Consider the following 20538-nt stretch of genomic DNA (forward strand, 5'->3'; position numbering starts at 1 on the left):
GGGATTCCTTTGAGCTACAGCCGACGCAGCACCCGCATGGCGTCCCTCTCGATGCGCGAAAGATCGTGGAGGATGACGCCGGCCTGCTCGAGGTACCCCGCGTCGCCGCTCTCTCCGGCTTTCTCGATCAGAGTGGACACGTCCGTCCACAGGACGGCGGCCTCGGCGTACAGCCGGTGACCGGTACGGAGGTCGCCGTCGTCGATCAGCCGGGCGCACTCGCCGAGGAAGTCACGGTAGAGGGCGCGAAACAGGGCGCCGCCGGTGCCGCCCTTCTCCATGAGGAGAGCGGCCTGCGGCAGGTCCCGCCGCGGCTCGCCGGCGCGCAGCAGCCATCCGGGCACCTTCTTGCCGGCTTTCTCGATGCCGCGGTGGCCCAGGTTCGCGATGGGAGCGGCGAGGAAGGCGTCGGCGCAGTCTCTGATGGCGGGGATGATCTGGTCCTGCCAGGAGGGCGGGTGAGCAGGCAGGGTGACGGTGAAGGACCGGTTCCTGGCGGTCATCGGGCCGCGTTCGGCGCGCGCCGTGGCGAGGCCGGCCCGGCTGGTGCGCACGGCTCCTCCCTGCTGGTCGGTGTCCACCAGGTAGGCGTCGTGCTCGTCGTAGCCGTACATGGCGACGACATGGCCGCCGAAGTGCACCTTGGAGTGGAAATAGTCCAGGTGGTAGCAGTCGAGTTGAAGACCGACCGGCCGACCGGCGTCGATGGGGGCGGTCACGTTCTCCCACGCCTTGCGCGGTGAGGTGGTCTCCTTGGCCGTCAACGTCAGCCCCAGCCTGGCGGTCAGGTTCCTGGTGAGGTCGAAAGGCTTGACACGGCCTCCGAGAAAGGGGAACGCCATGCCCTTGCTGTCCCAGTAGATGAAGGACAGGCCCGCGCCCAGCCCGAACAGCATGGGCTCGGACAGATCAAGTCCCTCGTGCCGCAACAGCACTCCCAGCGCCGTCGTCTCGCAGTGACGCATGCCGCGGGCCTCGATGTCCTTCACGATGGTCATGCGTCGCTCTCCTCATGCCTCATGCCGACGCGGCGAACGGTCACACCGTCCCCACCCCTGAACACCTTCAGGGTCAACCGCTGGGGACCGCCGGGAGCAGCATGAGGCCTCCCACAGTGGGAGAGTCCAGCCGAGACCGGACTCGCACTCGATGGACCCCGGCTTTCGTGGAGGCGGGTTCCTGGATCCCTGTGCCACTCGTTGAGAGGAGAGCGGCATGGGACGGCATGGGACGGCATGGGACGGCATGGGAAGGAGACATTCCCCTGAATTCCGCCGGAAGGTCCTGAACCTGTTGAGGACCGGTCGGACCGTGCGGCAGATGGGAAAGAAGACTGCGAGCGATTCCGAAACCGGCATTCACCATGATCACCAGGCCGTCGGCCCCGCCGCGGGGAGAGCACGGGATATGTGCCCGAACCAAGATTCGGACATCGTCGACAGTGGAGTCGCTCTCTTGTGATCAGGACAGTCACGGCTGCGGGACGCCACGCTTGTCAGCACTCACATCAGATGTCCGCTTGGCCGGGCCCCTCTCCGTTGAGTGGATGGAGGTGGTGGTGGTGGGGATCACACACGAGCGGTGAAGCCCCTGTCAAGGACCGGAGACGTCTTCACATCGGTGGCACGGAGCTGATCGTGGATTCACCTGGTCTTATCGCGATGGCTCATCCGGCTGATGAGGCCCCATGATGAAACGTTCATACAGGCCTTGGCCTGGAACGGGGCCATGGCGAAATTTTCGGGATGCCAATTCCGCTCCCCTCCACGCAATTCGGCGCCGGGAGCGAATGTGTTAACCGAAAGTTTCGCTTAAGCCTTGACAAGTTTCGGACGTGTTTCCACACTGAGTCTCCGAGGCGGCCCCCTCTGCCACACGGTTCGGCGGGGAGCCGCGTCCTTGATGCCTTGGTGGTGTGCGCCCGAGGGCGGGCGCGGTGTCGAGTCCACGGGGGACATCCCCGCATTCCCCTTCACCCGTGACGCAGTTATGGAGGCTCAGACATGGGCACGAACGCCATACCCCCGCCCCGTACCCGGCGACCTCTCGGCGGCCTTCGCCGGGCCCTGGTCGCCGGCGCCCTCGGCACTCTCGTGCTCGGCACGCTCACGGCGGTGACCGGCCCGGTCTCCGCCGGTGCCGCTTCTGCCGGTGCCGCGGCCACCACGCTCGGCGCGGCGGCCCAGCAGAGCGGGCGCTACTTCGGCACCGCGATCAGCGCCGGCAAGCTCGGCGACTCGCAGTACACGACCATCGCGAACCGCGAGTTCGACATGATCACCGCCGAGAACGAGATGAAGATCAACGCCACCGAGCCCAACCAGAACCAGTTCAACTTCTCCAGCGGTGACCGGGTCTACAACTGGGCCGTGCAGAACGGCAAGCGGGTGCGCGGCCACACGCTGGCCTGGCACTCCCAGCAGCCGGGCTGGATGGAGGCCATGTCGGGCAACGCGCTGCGCCAGGCGATGATCAACCACATCAACGGCGTGATGAACCACTACAAGGGCAAGATCTACGCCTGGGACGTGGTCAACGAGGCCTTCGCCGACGGCAACTCCGGCGGCCGGCGCGACTCCAACCTGCAGCGCACCGGCAACGACTGGATCGAGGTCGCCTTCCGCACCGCGCGCGCCGCCGACCCGGCCGCCAAGCTCTGCTACAACGACTACAACATCGACAACTGGAGCTGGGCCAAGACCCAGGGCGTCTACAACATGGTCCGCGACTTCAAACAGCGCGGCGTGCCCATCGACTGCGTCGGCCTGCAGTCGCACTTCAACAGCCAAAGCGCCTACAACAGCAACTACCGCACCACCATCTCCAGCTTCGCCGCCCTCGGCGTGGACGTGCAGATCACCGAGCTGGACATCCAGGGCGGCTCCGCCCAGACCTACGCCGCGGTGACCAACGACTGCCTGGCCGTCCCGCGCTGCACCGGCATCACCGTGTGGGGCGTGCGCGACAGCGACTCCTGGCTCGGCGCCAACACCAGCCCCCTGCTGTTCGACACCTCGGGCAACAAGAAGCCGGCCTACACCTCGGTCCTGAACGCCCTCAACGCCGCCGACCCCAACCCCGACCCGGACCCGACCCCCACACCCACCGTCACCCCGACGGTGCCCTCCGGGAACGGGCAGATCAAGGGCGTAGCCTCCGGCCGCTGTGTGGACGTGCCCAACTCCAGCACCACTGACGGCACCCAGGTCCAGCTGTGGGACTGTCACACCAACCCCAACCAGCAGTGGACCTACACCTCAGCGCAGGAGCTGCGGGTCTACGGCAACAAGTGCCTGGACGCCGCCGGCACCGCCAACGGCGTCAAGGCCCAGATCTACGCCTGCCACGGCGGCAACAACCAGAAGTGGCGCCTGAACACCAACGGCACCATCACCGGCGTGCAGTCCGGACTGTGCCTGGACGCCGCCGGCAACGGCACCGCCAACGGCACCCTGACCCAGCTCTACACCTGCCACGGCGGCAACAACCAGAGGTGGACCTTCGCCGGGCAGTCCTGACACCGCACCATCCATGACGGCCTGATGGCCGGGGTCGCTACGGCGACCCCGGCCATCAGGCCTGTGCGCCGGGCGCCGCGGTCCGCGTGGTCAGGCCCGTGCGCTGTGCGCCACGGTCCGCGTCGGTGACCGGTTCGGTGCGCATGTGCCCGGCTGTCGCTCGACCGACGACCCTGCGGCAGAAGACGTCCGAGACGACCGCCGGCGGATGGCGACGCGGGTGGATGCGCGGGCGGCCATTCGACATGGCCGCCCGCGAAGCCTTACGGCTTTACGGCCACGCCACCGTAGGCCCAGGCGTGACCGCCGCCGGGAATCGATTCTTGGTATTCGTTCTCGTCCGGCCGCCAGGTGACCACTTCGACGAGCCCGGGAGGCACCATCGTCCAGTCCTGGAAGAATTTCGTCACCTCCGCATGACTTCGCGGAACCATTGGCGCGGAACCCTTGTCATAGGGCTTGGTGAATCTCTCTTTGGGAACCTGCGGTGCGAAGTCGAGCGTGATGTGCGACAACAGCAGCCGGCTGCCCGAGGGGACGGCCGCTTTGTATCGCTCGACCAACTCGTAGGGTTTTTCTTCATCGGTGATGAAGTGCAGGACGCCGGCCATGATGAGCGCCACCGGCCGGGTGAAGTCGATGACTTTGGTGACCTCCGGATGCGACAGGATCCGATCCGGATCCCGTAGATCGGCCTCGATCACCGTGGTCATGCCCTCTTCGCTGCTCGCCAGCAGGGCACGCCCGTGAACCAGGACGATGGGATCGTTGTCCACATACGCCACGCGAGCTGCTGGATTGACCTGTTGAGCGATCTCGTGGGTGTTCCCCTGGGTGGGGATGCCGGTGCCGATGTCCAGGAACTGGGTGATTCCGGCGTTCTCGGCGAGATGACGTACGGCTCGGCCGAGAAATGCCCGATGGGCGCGCACCCCTTCCCGCGTGCCAGGTGAAAGTTCGGCAAGTTGTTCCGCCGCCTCGCGGTCGGCGGCGAAATGGTCTTTGCCCCCCAAGAGGTAGTCGTATATGCGTGCCGGATGAGGGATCGTCGGGTCGATTCGCGCGCCGGGCGCACTGGCGTCGGCTGACCGCGCATTTGATCGGTTAACGGAATCGACCATTGGTGCTCCTTGAAGACGTGCCTGTATTGACGCGGCCGTCGATACGGAACGCGACGTCGTCCAACTCTAGCCTGTTATCAATCGGTTCGCCGCTTACAGGAATCACCTGATGGACGACGTCAATGATCATGACTTGCGGATGAAGGCGGCTCGACGGACTTGCTTATGTCGCATACAGCCCATAACTACATCAAATGCCCAAAGCGTGCCGCTCCTCATGGTCTGATTGAATCGTTCCATCATCCGTCGGGCATTTCGAGGGGATGCTGATCGCATGAGTGCGGGGGAGTGCTTCATCCGAGCGCGCACTTGATCCGTTAGCGTTAACATCATCTGTGTCCCCGATGCAGGCGTGTGATCGAAGAGGTCGAGCACCGACCGCTGGCCGATCAGGTGTCACGCCAGGAGAGGCCGAGGTTCATCCCGTCGTTCCGCTTCCGTCGCAGGTGACCGACGGGACAACCGCGGTGCCGTTGGCGGTGAAGCCGAAGGTGGTCGACCGACCCGCCGCGATGGAGCCGTTGTACGCGGCGTTGCGGACGCTCACGCTGGAGCCGGACACGGTGTGCCGGCCGCTCCACAGGCTGCTGATGCTCTGCCCGCCGGGCCAGGTCCACCGCACCGTCCACCCGTTGACCGGCGAGCTGTCCGCGCGGACGGTCACCGTCGTCTGGAAGCCACCGGGCCAGGTGCTGTTCGTCTGCGTCGTCGCCGAGCACTGGCCGGTCCGCGGGGTCGGTGTGGATTTCGGTGTCAGCGTGGGAGTCGCTGTGGGAGTGGGGCTCGGGGCGGCGGCGTTGAGGGCGTTCAGCACGGCGGTGTAGGCCGGCTTCTTGGTGCTGCCGCTGAACAGCAGCGGGGTGTCGCCCGAGCGCCAGGAGTCCTGGTCGCGCACGCCCCACACGGTGATGCCGGTGCAGCGCGGGACGGCCAGGCAGTCGTTGGTCACCGCGGCATAGGTGGTGGGGGAGGCGCCCTGGATGTCCAGCTCGGTGATCTGCACGTCCACGCCGAGGGCGGCGAAGCTGGAGATGGTGGTGCGGAAGTTGCTGTTGTAGGGGCTGCCGCTGTTGAAGTGGGCTTGCAGGCCGACGCAGTCGATGGGCACGCCGCGCTGTTTGAAGTCGCGGACCATGTTGTAGACGCCCTGGGTCTTGGCCCAGCTCCAGTTGTCGATGTTGTAGTCGTTGTAGCAGAGCTTGGCGGCCGGGTCGGCGGCGCGCGCGGTGCGGAAGGCGACCTCGATCCAGTCGTTGCCGGTGCGCTGCAGGTTGGAGTCGCGCCGGCCGCCGGAGTTGCCGTCGGCGAAGGCCTCGTTGACCACGTCCCAGGCGTAGATCTTGCCCTTGTAGTGGTCCATCACGCCGTTGATGTGGTCGATCATCGCCTGGCGCAGGCTGCCACCAGACAGCGACTGCATCCAGGCCGGCTGGCCGGGGTGCCAGAGCAGGGTGTGGCCGCGCACCCGCTTGCCGTTCTGCACCGCCCAGTCGTAGATCCGGTCACCGCTGGTGAAGGTGAACCGGCCTCGCTGGGGCTCGGTGGCGTCGATCTTCATCTCGTTCTCGGCCGTGATCATGTCGAACTCGCGGTTCGCGATGGTCGTGTACGCCGAGTCGCCGAGCTTGCCGGCGCTGATCGCGGTGCCGAAGTAGCGCCCGCTCTGCTGCGCCGCCGCGGCCAGCGTGGACGCGGCCGCATCGGCCGGCAGCGGCATCGTCTGCGCGGAGACCAGGCCGAGAACTCCGGCCGCTGTGGCCAGCAGCGCGCGTCGCAGGTCACTGAGACGTCCGCGGGTGCGAGAGGGGGGAAAGGCGCGCGAGCTCATGCTTGAGCCTCCATAGCCGGACCGACGATGCGAGAAGGCGCGGAGCGTCCGCGTGCACGACGCCGCGTCCGGTCAGAAGGACGCACACCACCAGACGTCGAAGAAGGTGATCCTCCGTCGCGTACCACCGCCGAGTCGAGAGAACCGTTCCGAGGGACTCAGTGTGGAAAGGGCGCCGAAAGCCGTCAAGAGCCCCTGATGGTTCTCGGCTCCTTTCCGACCGTGTACGCCTTGGTGGAGGTGGACATTCGGCCCCGGCAGCCGTGTCTCTCGGCGGCCGGATGGCCTGAAACTTTCACTCCTGCTTCCTCAACGATCTGCCGTAGGCGTCACTACGAGCTCCTCGATCGGAAACTCCACGCGGCCGCCCGTCGAGCCATGCTCGACGTCTCCCGGGACCCGGTTCACCATGTCGCGATCCTCCTGGTCGGCGAACGCCGACGGTGCGGCCTCCGCGCCGGCCTTCGGCGGCGAGGTCGCGGCGGGCGTCGACGATGACGGCCCGCCCTTCACGGCGACAGTCAGGCGGGATGGGCCCGAGTCAGCTCTATCAGCTTGGTGACGGTGTTCCAGTTGCGGGTGGTGGCGATGGCACCATCGGCAGGCGCGAATTTCGCCAGGGCTTCCGCGAGCTTGGAGCGGCCCAGGCCATCCGGGGTGTAGAGGTAGAGCGCACGGTCGCCGAGCCGGAACTCTTCGGGGAGGTGGCTCGCCGCGTCGAGGGATGCCAAGCGCGACGCGGTGACCGGCTCGGAGAAGTACGTGACGTGCAGTTGCCTGCCCTCGAGCGAAGCCGCGGGAAACGGGCAGGCGTCGGCCACCGCCTTCAGATACGCGTGATCACGCACCAGGACATCGACGCCGAAGCCGAAGCGCTCCTCGATGGCCTGCTCCAGCTGCGCCGCGAGCGCGCCACCGCAACGCATCAGGACTCGGCTGGGCAGAACTCCGCCGCGAGCACGTCGTTGAAGACGCTCAGGCCGCTCCAGTCCCCGTTGACCTGGCTGATGACCATGTGCTCGCCGTCACGGGACCCCATGGCGTACGTCCACGAACCGTAGGTCGCGCCGGCGTTGCCCCAGACCGTGACGCCGCATGACAGCTTCTGCGAGAAGACGCCGAGGCCGTACCGGGTGTCGGGAATCCAGTTCCGGGTCGCGACGGTGGTGAACATCTCCCGCTGCTGGGCGGGCGGCAGCAGGCGTCCGCCCAGCAGCGCGCCGAAGAACCGGTCGAGATCGGAGGTGGTCGAGACGATGCCGCCGGCCGCCCAGGCGAAGGACTGGTTCATCTCGGTCGCGTCGTAGATCTTGGGGTTGGCGTCGGGGGAGAACAGCGTGGAGTAATGCACGGGGTGCGACCCGCGGATCTTCGCCTCGCCGCCCGGAAGGTATGTCCCGGCCAACCCCAGCGGACGGAGGATCCGCCGGGTGAGCTCCTCGCTGTACGTCCTGCCCGTGGACTTTTCGACGATCATCGCGGCCAGGAAGTAGTTGGTGTTGGAGTAACCGAAGCCCCTGCCCGGCTCGAAGTAGGGCGGGTTGGCCAGGGCGACCTTCACCAGTTGCCCGGGGGTGTAGGTGTCGTGGCGGTACTCGAACCATGCGGCTCCCTGTCCCTTGGCGAAGAACTCCTTGTCGTTTCCGTAGTTGAAGATCCCGCTGGTGTGGTTGAGCAACTGCCGGACGGTGATCTCACGGCCGTCGTAGCCGTTGCCCTCGACCAGGCCGGGCAGCCACCTGTCCACCGTGTCGTCGAGGCTCAGCCTGCGTTCGGCCACCAGTTCCAGGACCACGGTGGCCGTGAACGCCTTGGTGGCGCTCCCGATGCGGAACTGCTCGTGCTGCCGGCGCTCGCGGCCGGTCTCGGTGTCGGCCACGCCCGCCGAGCCGAACCACTTGCCGCTGCCGTCGTGGATCTCGGCGATGATGCCGGGAGCGCCGCCGGCCACGGCGTGATCAAGAGCACGCCGCACCTCGGCATGGCCGGGAGCAGACGCCGCCGACGCGGCGATGGGCGGCCCTGCCGTAGCGGGGAGGGGTTCGGTCATGTCGGCTCCTTCCAGACGCGGGACATCAGCGCGAAACTGACCGTCCCACTCGCGATAGTGCTTGTTCGGCACGTGGAAAAAGCTAATTTGCATTCATGAAAATGTCAAACTTAACTCCCAATTTTCTACATTTAGGCAGGTAAGAGCGATATCATTTGCAATGAGTCTGTGATTGAATGCAAATGTGGTCATCGCTTCTTGCAATGAGATGCTCGCGAACGCAATACTGTCCATCCGCCCCGCGGGCGCGTCGAACGAGCTGGGACGACAGAGCGACAGGAGGCGAGCACCCGATGCCGGGAGGCAGGCTGACGTACCAGGACCGCCGGCACATCGCCGAAGGGCTGGCCGAAGGACTCACCTACACCGAGATCGCCGGCCGCCTGGGCCGGCCGATCTCGACCATCAGCCGGGAGGTGATCCGCAATGGCGGAACCGGCGGCTACCAGGCCGACCGGGCACACCAGGCGACCGAAGGTCGTGCTCGCCGGCGCAAGCCGGCCCCGGCCCCGGCCTCGGCGCCACCGGCAGCCACCGACGCACACGGGCGCGACCCCGAGGCGGTCCGCGACCTGGAGGAACAGTTCACCGCGATGGTGATCGGGACGGGGCTACCGCGTATGACCGCCCGGGTGCTCACCTGCCTGTACCTCACCGACAGCGGCAGCCTCACCGCCGCCGAGCTCGTCCGGCGCCTCCGGGTCAGTCCCGCCTCCATCTCCAAGGCCATCGGCGAACTCGAACAGCAGGAGCTGATCCGGCGGGAACGCGACCCCCGCCGGCGGCGTGACCGGTACGTCATCGACGACGACGCCTGGTTCCGCGGCTGGCTGGCCAGCGCCAGGCAGAACACCATGCTGGCGGATTTCGCCCGCCGAGGAGCCCGGACCCTCGGCGCCACCACACCCGCCGGCACCCGGCTGCAGGACGTGGGGGAGTTCTTCGAACACGTCGGTCGCCACATGACCCAGGCGGCCGAGCAGTGGCGGCAGGCCTATGCCGCGAGGCGAACGACAGACCGTTAGTGGGGTGCCACCGCTCACGACCGCGATGTCCTCGCCGTCCAGGGGTACGGCCCGACGTGGTCCACGCCGTCCTACCTGGGCTACCTGTGGCTCTTCGCCTGGCGGCGGGCGCCCCAGTCCACCAGCGGCTGCAGGACGGACATGAGTTCCTCGCCGTCCGGCGACAACGTGTAGAGGATCTGCACCGGCGTGCTCGGGATGACCGTGCGGTCGATGAACCCGTCCGCCTCGAGTTCCTTGAGCCGCTGGGAGAGCAGCCGGTCGGAGATCCCGACCACCGTCGTCCGGTATTCGCCGAACCGGCGGGCGCCCCGTAGCGCGGCGAGCAGGATCGCCCCCGTCCACCGGCGGCCGACCAGTTCGAGTGCTTCCGGGAAGGTCCGGCAGCCGGCCTCATCGATATCCAGATGCCTCGACGGCGCTTGATTAACCACTTACCCAAAGTTAGTAGCTAATGAGCAAATTGCCAAGGTGAGGAGGGCCCCCGGAAGATTGACGCATGACCGATTACGGACACCCCATAACCTTCGGACTGAGCCTCGATCCCGGTCTCGACCGGCTCGCCGAGACCAGATCGCTCGCCCGCGCCGCGGCCGACGCCGAACTGGATTACCTGGCCGTCCAGGACCATCCCTACCAGCCGGGCCACCTCGACACCTGGACGCTGGTCAGCCACCTGTCCGCGGTGACCGAACGCATCTCCTTCTTCACCGACGTCGCCGATGTGCAGCTGCGCCCGCCGACCATCCTGGCCAAGGCCGCCGCCTCGCTCAGCACGCTCACCGAGGGCAGGTTCGTCCTCGGCGTCGGCGGCGGCGCGACCGCCGACGGCATCGCCTCGATGGGCGGCGTGCGCAGGAACGGCCCTGAGATGGTCTCCTTCACCGAGGAGGCCTTGCAGATCATGCACCGGGCGCTGGCGGGCGGTGCGGTGAGCTTCCACGGTGACCAGAACAAGATCGGCGGATACCTCGCAGGGCCGGTCCCCCCGGCGCCGGTCCCGGTCTGGCTCGGCAGCCAGGGACGCCGCATGCTCGCCGTCACCGGACGCCACAGCGACGGCTGGATCTCCCCCCTCAACATTTACGTGCCTCCGGACACGGTGCCGGCCCGGCAGCAGATCATCGACGAGGCGGCCCAGGAGGCTGGGCGCGATCCCCGGTCGGTCCGCCGGGTCTACAACGTCATCGGCGCGATCGGCCCCTTCCGGAGTGGGCAGGGCCTGGTCGGCGAGGCGGAGGTGTGGGTCGACACGCTCACCGAGTGGGCGGTCGAGCTCGGCTTCGACACGTTCGTGTTCTGGCCGCTGACCCAGGCCCGGGCGCAGCTCGACGTGTTCGCCGCCGAGGTCGTCCCCGCCGTGCGCGAGCGCGTGAGCGTGATCAGGGGACGGCGATGAAACCGGACCTCTCCACGCTTCCCCGCGAGCTGCGCGACAAGATCGTCACTCCGGGGGACCGCCGGTACGGCATGCTCAGGTCGACGTACGCCAAGGTCTCCTGGCCGGCGGCCGTCCTGGTGCCCGAGACCACCGAGGAGGTGGTCGCCGCGCTCCGCTTCGTCCGCGAGCAGGGCCTGCCCCTTGCCGTGCGAAGCGGGGGGCACGGTCTTTCCGGACGCGCCTCCAACGACGGCGGCCTCGTCATCGACCTGTCGGCCATGAACGGCATCGAGGTGCTCGACCGGCGCACCAAGATGGTCCGTGTCCAGGCCGGGGCCCGCTGGGCGCAGGTCGCGGCGGCCCTCGCGCCGTACGGGCTGGCGGTCAGTTCGGGCGACCACGGCAACGTCGGCGTCGGCGGCCTGGCCACCGGCGGCGGCATCGGCTGGATGGTGCGACAGTACGGCCTGACCATCGACCACATCCGCGCCGTCGAGATGGTGCTGGCGGACGGAAGGGTCGTGCGGGCCGACGAGCACAACGAGCCGGACCTGTTCTGGGCGGTCCGGGGCGCCGGCGCCGGGGCCGGCATTCTCGTGGCGTTCGAGATCGAGGCGATGGAACTGCGCAACGTCGGGTACGCGCAGATCGTCGTGAAGGTCGACCGCGACGGCCGCACGCTGCGGCAGTGGGCCGACCTCATGGCCTCGGCTCCAAGGGAGCTCACCACCGCGACCATGCTGATGCCGTACGGGAATTCACTCGCCTTCTCGATCACCGCCGTGGTCGCCTCGGAAAGCTCCCGCCGCATACGGGCGGCCGTGGAACCGCTGCTCGGCATCGGCCTCAACCTGCTGGATCGGAGCGCGCAGGTCATCCCGTACCCGGCCCTGGTCTCCACGGCGCACCTACACGCGAACGTCGGTCAGCAGCCCGTCATCACGACCAGCGGGTTCCTTCCCACCGTGACCGACGAGGACGGGGCGGCGATCACGCGGGCCGCGGCGGGGCCGCACCGCCCCCTGATCCAGCTGCGCTCCATGGGCGGAGCGGTGAGCGACGTGCCGCCCGACGCCACCGCCTTCACGCACCGGCGCCACGGTGCCCTTCTCATCGGCAACATGTTCCGCCCGGGGGCGCCGAGGCACTCGACGCGGCCTGGCGCGGCCTCGCCTTGCGTGTCGAGGGCGCGTATGTGGGATTCGAGAGCCGTCCGGGCCGCCGGGCGTTCGCGCGCGTCTACCCCGGCGCGGTCGGCGGGCGCGTCACAAAGCCCACCCGCGACGAGCGATTCGCGACAATGATGGTCTCATGGGGTCAGCCGATGAGGAGACATTGCGCGTACAGGCCGAAGCCGACGACCCGAAGGCGATGATCGACCTGTGGCTCGCGCTGCGCCACGGTCCGCGAGCCGAAGAGGGCGCCGCGTGGGTGCGGCGGGCGGTGGAGGCCGGTTCCACCGACGCCATGCGCATGCTCGGTGCGTGGCAGGGCCGTCACGATCCCGCCGAGCAGGAGCGGCTCTATCTCCGTGCCGCGGAGGCCGGTGACCGCACCGCGTTCTCACTGCTTGCGCTCGGCTACTACGAGCAGGAGCGGTGGGCTGAGGCGGAGCACTGGCTGCGCCGTGCCACGGAAAGCGGCTTCGACTGGTCGCTGAGTCCGAAGCTCGCACTTCTCCTGGCGCGGCGCGGCGCCGACGACGAGGCGTGGGAGGTATGCCTGCAGGCCGATGATCCAGGCCATGAGCTCTATGAGCTTGCCATGACGCTGTCGGAGGAGGGTTCGCGGGAGGCGGCCGACCGGTGGATGCGTGACGCGTTCGACCTCGGATCAGGGGCGGCGGCGGCGTATTTCGGCGGGGTGCGGGAGCGCGACGGCGACCTGGCGGGAGCTGAGCGGCTCTATCGTGAGGCCCGATTCATCAGGCCGCTGGTCGAGTTTCTCGAGCGGCAGGGCCGCGTGGCCGAGGCCAGGTCGACGCTCGAGGGCGAGGGCGACAGCGAGCGCTTCGCCGCGTTCCTCGAACGTCATGGTGAGCCTGGTGAGGCCGCCGAGATGCGGGACAGGATCCGGCGGCGCAGATTCGAGGGCCCCGAGGAACAGGAGTGGGTGACGACCGTCGCCACTGTCGTGACGACCTGTGCACTGGTCCCGTTCGTGGAGGCACTGATCGGCCGACTGGCTGACGGCGCCTACGACGGGGTCCGTGGCAAGCTGCGCAAGCTGGCCCGCAAGCTTGCCAGGAACGGCGAACCTGCTGAGAGCACGTTGATCGTGGTCAATGATCCCGGCTCTCACCTGCGCCTGCACATGCGTACCGACGCGACGGACGAAGCGTTGGCCGCGCTGCGTGATGTAGACCTCAGCGGCCCTCCTGGTGCGCTTCGGTGGAATCCGGAGACACGCAAGTGGGAGCACCGGTAGGCCCTGGGTGCGTGGCATCTGGGAAGCGACGGTCAGTAGGAGTGAGCGCGGTGCCCGTGAGCCCGAAGACCTGCCGGCCGTCCGTGCGCCGTCCGGCGTGCGGTGATCCCTGGTTTCGTGGGAGGGCCTGGGATGTGTCCTTCCCGGGTGTTCCTCCGCGTGGTCGTGGGTCGGCATGGCATGAGCCGAGGGAAGGGCTGGGCTTGAGTCAGGTCACCACGACCGTTTTGGGCCATCCCCGTATCGGGGCCGTCGCGGGTCGAAGCGGGCGACGGAGGATCACCGGGCCGGGCGGGTCGATGCCGCCGGTCTGGGGAGACAGCCGCCGGTCTGCGGCAAGGGGTGTGGCGGAAGCCGTCAGGGGGCGGGGCTGGGCGCGGTGCCGTCCAACACCTTCTCCCTGTACGACCACGTGCTGGACGCGATCGCGCTGGCGGGGGCGGCGCCGCTGGAGATGACCAAGTGGTTCGACACCAACCACCACTAGCTCAACGACAAAGTGCCGCGGCCCTCCTTCGTCGAGCATTGCCACTGGCAGGCAATGGTGAAGCTTTGCTGATTAGTCCCGGGTGATGCGCGTGGTGAGCTGTTCGCTAAAGGGGCGCAACCGGTGAATCGGCGGTGCCTGCGGAGCCTGGGGGTCCGATTGTTCATCGACGGGATGTGACGGTCGCATCACTGGGGGACGTCGCCTGCCAAAGAGGAGAGGTGTGCCGATGAGCGGGGATGTGGCGGCGTTGGGGGAAGCTCAGCTGACGGTCATCCAGCTGCCCTCCTACGCCCCCGAACTCAACCCGGTCGAGGCCGTCCGGGCCCACCTGAAACACTCCTTGGCCAACCTGGCCGAGGAGACCCTGAACGAACTCACCCGGTTGATCAAGATCCGGCTGAAGAAGATACAGTACCGACCTCGGCTGATCAGCGGCTTCATCGCCAGACAGGCCTCGCCACTAAACCCCTGTAACTTCAGCCTTCGAAGTCTCTAGCGGGGTAGTGCGACGGAACGCGGCTGGATCCCCGGCGTCATACGGCGACGACCTGCCATTCCTGGTTGGCGCCGCTGTTGGTGGCCCATTGGATGACTCGGGCGCCGTCGGCTGTGGAGCCCGCTTCGACGTCCGCGCACAATCCGTTGCCGATGTTGATCAGTCGGTAGTAGCCGCTTGTGGCCGCGGGGACGAGTTTCCACCGCTGGTTCGCGCCGTTGTTGTCGGTCGTCTGAACGAGGGCGGTGCCCTGGTTGGCGTTCGGGCTGCTGAGGACCTTGCCGCTGCCGACACCGGACAGCCGGAACGAGCCGTCGGAGTTCTGCGACATCTGCCAGCGCTGGTTGGTCCCGCCGCTCCAGGGCCACTGGACTATGGCGGCGCCGTCGGCGGTGGAGCCGCCGGAGACGTCCAGCACCTTGCCGCTGTTGCGGTTGACCAGGCGGACGACGCCGGTGGACGGGCCGCCGGCCCCCAGGCCGACGGTGATCTGGGTCGTCGTACCTGCGGTGAGTGACACCTGGCGGGCGTGGCTGCCCAACGGCGAGGTGGCGACGCCCGCGCTGGTGGTGACGGAAACGATCCCGCGCCGGCAAATGAGCGTTACGGTCTGGGCGATGTCGGAGATGACGCTGGCGGTGACGGTCCGGGCGCTGATGTCCCAGGTGAGCGACTCGATCCGGATGCGGTTGCGGCCGCGCACGCCGTTGATCGTGCCCTTGGCGAACTGGTCGGGCAGCGCGGGCAGCAACTCCAGGATGCCGGGCCTCGTGTAGATCAATGCCTCGGCGAGGATCGCGGGCAGCGAATTGGCGGCATCGGCGTTGTAGATCGCCAGGTTCGGGTTGTGCGAGGTCATCAGCGACCGGAAGATCATGTTGTTGCCCAGGATCTTCCGCAGGTTGCCGTACACGCCGGCGCCGTCCTTGAGCCGGGCTCGGGCGAGGCTGCGGTGGATGGCGCCGTGGGCCTCTCCTGCCTCGTCTCCTCGCAGATCCAGTGCGCGGCTCGCGTAGCGGATCAGGTCGGGCTTGTCCTCGGGGTTGATCTCGTGCAGCGGCCAGAGTGGGTACATGTGCTGTGCGTGACGGTGGTTGTACCGGTCGGTCAGGCTGGGCCACGACCATTCCGCGAGCGCCCCGTCGCCGTTGATTCGATAATCGGGCATTTTGGTCAGCAAGGCGGTCCAGCGTTGCACGCCTTGGCCTGAGCCCTGCTCGGTGCCGAGGAAGTTCGCGGCGTCGACGGCGGCCTGCAGCGCATGCTTGCCTGCGGCGATCTCGCCGGTCGCATTGATCGACAGCTGCCTGCCCGTGTTGCCGGGGCTGTTCTCCATGGAGAAGCACGGCACGAAGATGACCTTGCCGTTGGCGTCGGTGCGGGTGAGAAAGTCCTCGTAGAACAACGCGAGCTCGATCAGGACCGGAGCGAGCTTGGTGCGGTAGAAGGTGGCGTCACCGGTGACCTGGTAGTACTCGAGCAGCGGATAGAGCAGCCAGTCGGCGCCGCCGATCCAGGTGTGGCCGGGAAACCCGCCGTCGAAATGCAGCATCTTGCCGTACTCGCCGTCGGTCCGGGAGGGAGCGAGCAGGCCGCGAGTGCCGTAGAGGTTTCTGGCGTTGGTGCGCCAGTCGTTGATCTGGCCGAGGATCAGGTTGAAGTAGCCGTCCATGGCTTCGGTGAGGGACAGGATGTTGCCGCCGGCGACCTGGAAGTTGACGTTGGCGTCCGTGGTGAAGTCGCCGGCCCACGCCGCGTCCCAGGCGCCCGTCCACAGGCCGGTCAGCCGCGGCGGCAGGACGCCGCTGGAACTGAGGAACAGGTAACGGCCGGAGTCGTACATCCGCTCCAGTAACGCGAGGTCGATGACATTGCGGTTGGAGTTTTGCCGCGCGATCAGCTCACTGGTCGACAATTGCCGATCGGCGGCGCTGACGTTCAGGTCGAGGCGTGAACGGTCGTACAGCTCGGTGTGCAGGGCGGTATGCCGCGTGAGCGACGTCGCGTAGTCGGCGCTCAGCACGGCCAGCGCCGTGTGCAACGGTTTCGCGTCCCACGCCGTGGACGACTCATAGCGATCGAGTTTGGTCAGCAGCACGAGTTTGGTCGCCGCGGCCACAACAATGGCCGACCCGCTCACCCGTATCGAACCGCCGGTCGCGACTACCCGGGTGACGCCCTCATAGCCGAACGCCCCCTGCCCGGCGGGGTATCTGCCCCGCAGGTTCAGGTAGCCGTCACCGTTGCCGACCGTGGCCAAAGTGGTGAAACCGACGGACCCCGGCACACCGCTCAGGGCCGTGTTGACGCTGAGCGTGGTGTCGATCGTCCGGCCCGGCGCGGGAGTGAGTTCGTGGACGATCACCCGGTCGGCTCGGGAGGCGAAAGCCCGCCGGGTCCACGCGCCGTAACCGTCGGTCCACGTCGAGGTGACCTCACCGGTCCTGAAATCGGTGATCCGGGCGTAATCGCTGGCCGTCGTCATCCCCGGGGTGTTGATCTGCAGCTCATAGCCTGGATGGAAGGTCTGAGTCCAGCGCAGCGACCAGCCGGAGGTGAAGTCGCCGGTGGCACCGTTGAAGTCACCGGCGAGCGCCTTGTCCCTGACCCCCGCCAACCGGCCCGACAGCACCGGCGGAGTTACGTTACGGGTGCCGTTGGGCAAAACGAACCGATGATGCGTGAAGATCACCTTTTCCAGGGTGGGCGCGCCGTAGAGCATGGCCCCGTACTCACCGTTGCCGGTCAGGAAGGCATCGGCCCAATTCGCCGCGGCTGCCGTGTCGTAGATGCCGCGTTGCGGCAGCGTCAGCTGCGGTGGCACGGCGGCGGCCGCCCGGTCAGCGAAGATCGCCGAAGGCAGCGTGGCAGCGCCTGCGGTCGCCACCGTGGTGGCGATGAAGCGTCGACGATTCATCGGCATGTTCATCGAAACTCCCGGTGACGAGATTGGAGTGATCGTTGCGGCCGGGTGCCGCCTGTGCCGCCACGGCTGGTCCACCGCCGCGATACAGCCGCCATTCGACGGGACACCCTGCGGTAGAGCACTCGGTCAAAAAGTGCTTCCGAAGGCAAGCACATCATGTGGTTTGTCTGAGAGACATCCCATGAATAGCGCTCGTGCAACGTATGACGTCCTATGTCTTACGTCAAGAACAATTGTGAACGCCGCGTAACCTCTGATCCCGGTTTCCAGGATGGCCGACGACTCTCTCAGGATTTCGGTGTAACTTTCATCAGCAGGAAGGCCGGGAGCCAGGACGGTGACCACGAGGTGTGTGCCTACGTCGGTTACTTCCTTCGTCTTCATTCATCCGCGGGCGCGCCATGGCCATCGGGAGTCATCCCATGATATGTGCCCGAGGTGTCCGTCCTGCGGAGGGAAGCTCACCGCGCCGGACAGTGCTGGGACGACGCACTGGCCGAATCGTTCTTTTCCACTCTCAAGGGCGAGATGCCAGGCGATCGTCCCCGCGTCGGGAGTCGTCACGAGTTGAAGCGGGCGACGGAGGATTACTGGGTCGGGCGGGTCGATGCCGTCGGCTTGCAGGAGACGGCCGCAGGGTTGCGGCAGGGGGTGTGGCGGGAGTCGTCAGGGGTCGATCGCGAGGATTCTCATCACATGGTCAAAGGTGGTCCGCTCTGCGGCCCGCCGCGCGTCGGGCGGTCGCTGGCCGCGCGCCAACGCCACCATGTGAACAGTCTCAGACAAGAAAAGAGCATCACCGGCCACGGCAGGCCACGCGGAAAGCACATCTCTGACAGAGTCCTGCGTGCCGGCTCGGCCCGTCGTACCGGGAGTGTTTTTCATCCTGAGTGGCGGTCGTCCTCAACTCGGAACCACTCGTATAAAACACTTTAATCTTGGCTGGCGTTACCCTCGTCCGAGTGTGGTTCCTGAAGTGGCCCACCACTCGTTGATCCAGGCGCGATCCCGGCCATGTCCGCGCCGTCATTACCTGGTGCGCAGGACCCGGCGGAATCCAGCGCCCGTATGCCGGCCGTATTCTCTGAATATATCGAGGTCGTATAGGGTTTTGGTCGGCGCAAAACTCGAGAAACGCCTGGAAGGAAAGTAATTTTAATGACCGGCAAGCGGAAGGGGATGTAGGCGTTGTGTCCGTTCTCGGTGTTTCGACTGGCGTCGTTATAGGGGCAGCACCGAGACGCGGATGTGTGGGGGCCACATGCTCGGCACCCGCGCAGCCGGCCGGCTCCACCTTCACCCGGCTCGACGCTCACTCTTCGGCTTGACCGCGCTCCTCAAAAGTATCTTCCGACCGGTCAGATGATCGTCTGTCCATGAATGCCTTGCATGATGAAGGAGAACCAGTGCGACCCCTCACGCGACTCCGGCTTCCCACGATCGGAGTGGCTCTCACCGCCACCCTCGGAGCCGGGCTGTTCGCGGCGCCCGCTGCGCACGCCGCGCCCGACCAAAGAATCAGCTACGTCAAGCGAGTCAAGCCGATCCAGTCCGTGATCACCCATGTCGCGATCAAGGACCACCGTGGCCGGCAGTACCCGATCAAGGTGACCACCACCTGGGCCTACAAGTCCTCCAAGTCCGCGCAGCTGCGGTCCATCGTGATCCGCGAGAACGGCTTCCCCAGGGGCGGATGCATCTTTCCGGACCTTTACTTCGCCAACGCGAACGACTGGGAGGCCCAGCGGGGTAGATACGGCAAGATCTGCGATGGCGGTTCCAAGGCATATTCGGTCATGCGGACGGTCAGAGCACGCAGCGGCAGCAACCTCGGGCAGCTCTGGATCCGGACTCCCAACCCGAGTCACCCCGGCTGCTGCGGAGCGCGGCAGTACACCATCCAGTACAACATCGCGAAGCGCTGAGCTCACTCCTCAGCCTGACCTTTTCCGAGTACGGCGAGAGTCGCGATCGGGAGCGGCATGATCGGGAGCACCGGAGAGCACCGGCTCTCCGGTGCTCCCGGCCGGCGTCGAGCCGGTCGTCCAGAGCGTGACGACCTGCTGCTCCTCCGGCTCGACACACGACTGCAGGAAGCCGTGGGCAAAGGCGTGAACGGCGCCCACACCAGGCCGCCCAGGCCGAACACGACCACGCCGAGGTGGGGTCGCACGTGCGGGGGAGCGCCATCTTCGGCGGCATGTAGAAGAACACCACGACCAGCGGTCGTGCGGCGACCGGCCGGCGACGCAGGATCCGCCACCCCGACTTACCGGCCTTGGACGGCACAACACGTCGCGGCCCCTCAGCGCGACGTCAATGAGTGGGCCGGTCAGTGAAACTCGTCCGAGGCTCTGCAGGTCATGATCGCGTCCAGGGCCAGGCCCCCGTCCAGCACCCCTTCCACATACCCACATCCTGCTATGTAGCTACCTCGCGCGGCGATCGCGGCGAAGACCGCTCCGGAGAACAACTGCCTGCCGGAGGGATTGGAGATCCGTGGATGGACGCTACACCTGGTGGCGTTGTTACAGACCTTCGTCTTGCGCGCGGTTCTCATCGGGTTGTTGTGGCGGTTGACGTCCGCCGAGACGATGATGCGGTTCTGGACCCGGTCGCATACGACGACGTACGAGGCGACGACGGCAGAGCCGCTCGTGGAGATGCCGGAGACCTGCCCGCGGCAGTTGTCACGGTTGGCGGCCTGTGCCGGCAGTGCTCCGACGAGCAGGGATCCCGCGGCGATCGTTGCCACGAGGGCGACCCTCATGCATTTGTTCATGGAAAACCCTTCGCGATCGGAGGACGGGCGAGATGTCGCCTCCTGGTGAATCGAGATGAGAACTGCAATTGACGGCGTGGAGGGCCCTGTCCGAGCGTCAGATCCCGAATTGGAACGTCCCGCGCAGGACGGTGCCCCGCCCGCTCCAGTAGCTCTCGTAATCGGCCCGGTAGGTGACGTCCTCGAAGGCGGTGAGTACCGCACAGGTGGCGCCCGGGTGCCGGATGTTGTCGTCTCTGATGACGATGGGTCTTCCGATCACACCCGGGCGGGTCAGGGTCACCTCCACCCAGGCCGTTCCTGTGGTGTCATCCGCCCGGACGCACAACTCGTTGGTGGGGTCGGCGTAGCGGACGATTCCGTCTCCGACATCCCGTTGAAAGCTCGCCGCCAAGGCCGGCTGTGCGAGGATGACGCTCGCCACCGCGACAGCGACGCCGACGGTGACCGTTTTGAGCGGGTTCATCGTTCCTCCTTCTCGGACGGAGATCAGC

17 protein-coding genes are annotated in these 20538 nt (G+C 66.9%); 8 read left to right on the plus strand and 9 right to left on the minus strand.

What is annotated here, in order from left to right:
• Positions 1-14: 14 nt before the first annotated feature.
• Positions 15-998, minus strand: a complete 984-nt coding sequence (locus ACTOQ3_RS24765) for a BtrH N-terminal domain-containing protein (protein ID WP_440085726.1) — start codon at positions 996-998, stop codon at positions 15-17.
• A gap of 1005 nt (positions 999-2003) precedes the next feature.
• Here ACTOQ3_RS24765 and ACTOQ3_RS24770 point away from each other — a divergent pair.
• Positions 2004-3518, plus strand: coding sequence for an endo-1,4-beta-xylanase (locus ACTOQ3_RS24770; protein ID WP_440085727.1), 1515 nt, complete (start codon positions 2004-2006; stop codon positions 3516-3518).
• Positions 3519-3781: 263 nt separating this feature from the next.
• On the opposite strand, the gene ACTOQ3_RS24775 is transcribed toward ACTOQ3_RS24770, so the two are convergent.
• The 4 genes from ACTOQ3_RS24775 to ACTOQ3_RS24790 all read right to left on the minus strand — a co-directional run bounded on the left by ACTOQ3_RS24775 (position 3782) and on the right by ACTOQ3_RS24790 (position 8517).
• A complete protein-coding gene (locus ACTOQ3_RS24775) occupies positions 3782-4639 on the minus strand; it encodes an SAM-dependent methyltransferase (protein ID WP_440085728.1) in 858 nt (285 codons plus the stop codon).
• A gap of 418 nt (positions 4640-5057) precedes the next feature.
• The gene (locus ACTOQ3_RS24780; protein WP_440085729.1) at positions 5058-6467 is read right to left on the minus strand and encodes an endo-1,4-beta-xylanase; all 1410 of its coding nucleotides are present in this window, start codon (positions 6465-6467) and stop codon (positions 5058-5060) included.
• Between the two features lie 521 nt (positions 6468-6988).
• Positions 6989-7393: a DUF1697 domain-containing protein gene (locus ACTOQ3_RS24785; protein ID WP_440085730.1), complete on the minus strand. Its 405-nt coding sequence runs from the start codon at positions 7391-7393 to the stop codon at positions 6989-6991.
• Complete coding sequence (locus ACTOQ3_RS24790) at positions 7393-8517, minus strand: serine hydrolase domain-containing protein (RefSeq protein WP_440085731.1); 1125 nt, start codon at positions 8515-8517, stop codon at positions 7393-7395. Before ACTOQ3_RS24790 ends, ACTOQ3_RS24785 begins: the two co-directional genes overlap by 1 nt.
• A gap of 293 nt (positions 8518-8810) precedes the next feature.
• On the opposite strand from ACTOQ3_RS24790, the gene ACTOQ3_RS24795 reads away from it, so the two are divergent.
• Positions 8811-9542 (plus strand): MarR family transcriptional regulator, encoded by a 732-nt coding sequence (locus ACTOQ3_RS24795; protein ID WP_440085732.1) that lies wholly within the window; start codon positions 8811-8813, stop codon positions 9540-9542.
• 80 nt (positions 9543-9622) lie between these two features.
• Here the strand turns inward: ACTOQ3_RS24795 and ACTOQ3_RS24800 are convergent, their stop codons facing one another.
• The gene (locus ACTOQ3_RS24800; RefSeq protein ID WP_440085733.1) at positions 9623-9976 is read right to left on the minus strand and encodes a winged helix-turn-helix transcriptional regulator; all 354 of its coding nucleotides are present in this window, start codon (positions 9974-9976) and stop codon (positions 9623-9625) included.
• 65 nt (positions 9977-10041) lie between these two features.
• Between ACTOQ3_RS24800 and ACTOQ3_RS24805 the strand changes: the two genes are divergently transcribed.
• From ACTOQ3_RS24805 to ACTOQ3_RS24820, 4 genes are all read left to right on the plus strand, one after another.
• Entirely contained in the window at positions 10042-10941 is a 900-nt protein-coding gene (locus ACTOQ3_RS24805) for an LLM class flavin-dependent oxidoreductase (RefSeq protein WP_440085734.1), read from the plus strand.
• On the plus strand, positions 10938-12227 hold the full coding sequence (locus tag ACTOQ3_RS24810; protein ID WP_440085735.1) for an FAD-binding oxidoreductase: 1290 nt from the start codon (positions 10938-10940) through the stop codon (positions 12225-12227). Before ACTOQ3_RS24805 ends, ACTOQ3_RS24810 begins: the two co-directional genes overlap by 4 nt.
• 7 nt (positions 12228-12234) lie before the next feature.
• Positions 12235-13350, plus strand: coding sequence for a tetratricopeptide repeat protein (locus ACTOQ3_RS24815; RefSeq protein ID WP_440085736.1), 1116 nt, complete (start codon positions 12235-12237; stop codon positions 13348-13350).
• Positions 13351-14066: 716 nt separating this feature from the next.
• Positions 14067-14336 (plus strand): hypothetical protein, encoded by a 270-nt coding sequence (locus ACTOQ3_RS24820; protein WP_440085737.1) that lies wholly within the window; start codon positions 14067-14069, stop codon positions 14334-14336.
• A 37-nt stretch (positions 14337-14373) separates the two neighbouring features.
• On the opposite strand, the gene ACTOQ3_RS24825 is transcribed toward ACTOQ3_RS24820, so the two are convergent.
• Positions 14374-17265: a glycosyl hydrolase family 95 catalytic domain-containing protein gene (locus ACTOQ3_RS24825; RefSeq protein ID WP_440085738.1), complete on the minus strand. Its 2892-nt coding sequence runs from the start codon at positions 17263-17265 to the stop codon at positions 14374-14376.
• 525 nt (positions 17266-17790) lie between these two features.
• Between ACTOQ3_RS24825 and ACTOQ3_RS24830 the strand changes: the two genes are divergently transcribed.
• On the plus strand, positions 17791-18198 hold the full coding sequence (locus ACTOQ3_RS24830) for a hypothetical protein (protein ID WP_440085841.1): 408 nt from the start codon (positions 17791-17793) through the stop codon (positions 18196-18198).
• A gap of 470 nt (positions 18199-18668) precedes the next feature.
• On the plus strand, positions 18669-19187 hold the full coding sequence (locus tag ACTOQ3_RS24835; protein WP_440085739.1) for a hypothetical protein: 519 nt from the start codon (positions 18669-18671) through the stop codon (positions 19185-19187).
• Between the two features lie 407 nt (positions 19188-19594).
• On the opposite strand, the gene ACTOQ3_RS24840 is transcribed toward ACTOQ3_RS24835, so the two are convergent.
• Both ACTOQ3_RS24840 and ACTOQ3_RS24845 read right to left on the minus strand, forming a co-directional pair.
• The gene (locus ACTOQ3_RS24840; protein ID WP_440085740.1) at positions 19595-20044 is read right to left on the minus strand and encodes a hypothetical protein; all 450 of its coding nucleotides are present in this window, start codon (positions 20042-20044) and stop codon (positions 19595-19597) included.
• 97 nt (positions 20045-20141) lie between these two features.
• Positions 20142-20510, minus strand: coding sequence for a hypothetical protein (locus ACTOQ3_RS24845; protein ID WP_440085741.1), 369 nt, complete (start codon positions 20508-20510; stop codon positions 20142-20144).
• Between the last annotated feature and the right edge of the window lie 28 nt (positions 20511-20538).

It is taken from the genome of Streptosporangium sp. LJ11 (genome assembly GCF_051918945.1).
Taxonomy (GTDB): Bacteria; Actinomycetota; Actinomycetes; order Streptosporangiales; family Streptosporangiaceae; genus Streptosporangium.